General features: G+C 41.6%; 3 protein-coding genes. All 3 read left to right on the top strand.

Features of this window, described 5'->3' with window-relative positions; translation table 11 throughout:
• The first annotated feature begins 455 nt into the window (after positions 1-455).
• On the top strand, positions 456-740 hold the full coding sequence (locus AB1488_11050) for a YgiT-type zinc finger protein (protein ID MEW6410626.1): 285 nt from the start codon (positions 456-458) through the stop codon (positions 738-740).
• Between the two features lie 225 nt (positions 741-965).
• Positions 966-1976: a GTPase ObgE gene (obgE, locus tag AB1488_11045; protein ID MEW6410625.1), complete on the top strand. Its 1011-nt coding sequence runs from the start codon at positions 966-968 to the stop codon at positions 1974-1976.
• Between the two features lie 197 nt (positions 1977-2173).
• Complete coding sequence (gene proB / locus AB1488_11040; protein ID MEW6410624.1) at positions 2174-3295, top strand: glutamate 5-kinase; 1122 nt, start codon at positions 2174-2176, stop codon at positions 3293-3295.
• Positions 3296-3320: the final 25 nt, after the last annotated feature.

Below are 3320 nucleotides of genomic sequence, written 5' to 3'. Positions count from 1 at the left end.
TAAGGACAATGGTAAGAGAAATGGTTGATCTTGATTATATTCTTTAAATGACATGCACCTGCCTCCTTTCAAAAAACTACAAAATAATATGCAGATTTCATGCCACCATTTTGGGACAGCCTCACAGCGACCATTAATAAAGAAAGATTTGCCCGCAACGGACAGATAACATGCTATAATGGAAGACAAAGGAGATATTGATTGAGCAAAATAGGGTTAATCCAGTCTCTTGTTCGCAATGGTCTATATCACCTTACAGAACATGCCGATGACGAGGCGAGTGCTGATGGTTTTGATATATTATGATGTTGAACATGGTATTTTGAACGGTAAGATTCGTAGAACTTGGTCACGGGAAGGCAAATATGAAATAGTGGGAGTTTCGTTAGATAAGCGGACTATCGGGATAGTATGCCGAATAACAGGAACTGGAAAAGTCCGTGTAATAACTGTTTATGAAGATAAACCAAAAGGATAATGAGATGAAAGGAGGGATTAAATTGGGATTCTGGGATGGTGAACAATGCGAATATTGTGGGGGTCCAATTGTTGAAAAAATAATGGACTTGCCCCGAAAGGCAGGAAAGAGGTATATATTGATTAAGAATGTTCCGGTTGGTGTTTGTAAAAAATGCGGTACCAAATACTACGCAGCTAATGTCTTAAAAACTATTGAATCAAGTGTATGTGGCAGAAGAAAAGCAGTAAATGAAATTTCTATGGCTGTATATTCGCTATAGTAAAAATGGGACGGTTCTAATTTTTGATAAAGTATACCAGACATGATAAATTTTAAAGATACAGTCAGCGAAAGGATGGAAAAAGCAATAAATAGAACCGTCCCATTTTCCATTCTTGCTTATCACCTTGCCTGCTTGGTTCAGTCACCGTTGCAATAGGGTATTGCCTGTGAAGACCAATTCCTATATACTTATAAGAACTTGAGTAAATAAAAGGCATACTCAATGTTCATTGATCAGGTTAAAATCTTTGTGAAGGCAGGTGATGGGGGAAGGGGTTGCGTTAGCTTCCGCAGGGAGAAATATGTCCCTATGGGTGGACCTAATGGTGGTGATGGTGGTAAGGGTGGAGATATAATTATAAGGGCGGATAGCCAGATCAATACCCTGCTTGACCTGAAATACCACAGGCACTACAGGGCGAAGAGAGGAGAACACGGGAAAGGCAAGAATATGCATGGGGAAAATGGCTCTGATATAATCATCCCCGTGCCTGTTGGAACAGTAGTAAAGGATGTGGAGAGTAATAAGGTGCTTACAGACATTACAGAGGAAGGCATGGGAGTTGTAGCAGCAAAGGGTGGCAGAGGTGGGCTTGGTAATGCCAATTTTGCAACCCCTACAAATCAGGCACCAAGGTATGCCCAACCCGGTGAGCCTGGTGAGGAGCGATGGCTTTTTCTGGAACTTAAACTGATTTCTGATGTTGGACTCATCGGGATGCCGAATGCTGGAAAATCAACGCTTATATCAAAGATCTCATCGGCAAGACCAAAGATAGCGGACTACCCATTTACAACACTTTCACCTGTCCTCGGCGTGGTAAAATGTAGTGAATTCAAAAGCTTTGTTGTAGCTGATATCCCTGGGCTTATTGAGGGTGCTCACAGAGGTGCAGGACTTGGATTTCAGTTTTTAAGACACATCGAAAGAACAAGGATACTCGTTCACCTCGTTGACATCTCAGAGATGGCAGAGGGAGATGTGGTTGAAAACTTTAAGGTAGTTAATAGAGAACTTGAACTCTACAATCCAGACCTTGCAGAGAGACCTCAGATTGTTGCCCCCCATAAGATTGATATAAAAGGTTCTGGTGAAAGATTAAGAAGGCTTGTAGAATTCTGCAGTGATTCGGGGTATAATATCTTTCCAATATCTGCAGTAACAGGTGAGGGAGTAAATGAACTGCTCGGTTTTCTTTCGCTGAAACTCGAGGAGATTAAAAAGGTTAAATGAAGAAAATAGCCGAGGCATCTTGCCAAAGAAACTCAAAATTTAAAATTTAAAAATCAAAATTGTGGAATTCCTTAATTTTGAATTTAGATTTTTGCATTTTGCATTTTTATTATGGGATGCCTGACCTATTTTAAAGTGGTTAAGTTTATTTTCAGGTGAAACATGGGAGAATGAGAGAGAAAATGAAGGAAGAAGAAATACGAAAGAAATATATCTCTGGCGCCCAGAGGGTAGTTATAAAGATTGGTAGCACTGTGCTTGCCTCAAAGGATGAAGGGATAAGTTCTGAGAGGATAGAGACGATTGTGGGCGAAATCAACGAAATCTCAAGAGGAGGCAGGGATGTTATAATTGTCTCTTCAGGGGCGATTGCAGCCGGAATGAACAGGCTCTCCTTTAGAGAAAGACCCAAGGAAATAAGGTTTAAACAGGCAGCAGCTGCCGTTGGCCAGAGCAGGCTGATGTGGGCTTATGAAAGGGAATTTGATAAATATGGCAGGAAAGTCGCACAGGTATTACTCACAAGGGATGACCTTACAAACCGCAAGAGATACCTTTATGCAAAAAACACTATCGAGACACTGCTTAAATTTGGTGTCATCCCGATAATAAATGAGAATGACACAGTTGCAGTAGAAGAGATAAGATTCGGGGATAATGACACCCTCTCGGTCATGGTTACAAATCTCCTTCAGGCTGACCTGCTCGTAATCCTCTCTGATGTTGACGGTCTACACACCACTGATCCACGGGTAGACCCGAAGGCAAAGATTATAGGCTATGTCTCATCAATAACACCTGAGATAGAGAAGATCGCTGGCACCAGTTCCACAATAGAAGGAACAGGAGGGATGTTCTCAAAGGTTCAGGCAGCAAAGAAGGCGGCGATGATGGGTGTAGTTAGCGTCATTGCCAACGGGACAAAAAGTGGAGTGCTTAAATCCCTCTTTGCATGTGAAAAGACAGGTACACTCTTTCTTACAGGAGAAAATCACCTTTCTGCAAGAAAACACTGGATCGCCTATACACTGAAATCGAAAGGAAGGCTTATCATAGACGAGGGTGCAAAGAGGGCATTGATAGAAAAAGGCAGGAGTCTTCTTCCATCTGGAATAAAAGATATAGATGGGCGATTCGAGGTCGGCGATGCGGTAAGCTGCCTGGATGAATCAGGTAAAAAGATAGCAAAAGGGATTGTGAATTATAACTCAGAGGATGTTAGAAAGATAAAGGGTGCAAAGACATCAGAGATCGAGAGAATGCTCGGCTATAAATATGATGATGAGGTAATACACAGGGATAACCTCGTGATATTGTAGACAACTTAAAGAGTTCGAGGGTTCA

The sequence above is a fragment of the Nitrospirota bacterium genome, from assembly GCA_040756155.1.
Taxonomy (GTDB): Bacteria; Nitrospirota; Thermodesulfovibrionia; order JACRGW01; family JBFLZU01; genus JBFLZU01.
The sequence above is the reverse complement of the archived record's forward strand: the minus strand, read 5'-3'. Positions and strand labels throughout refer to the sequence as shown.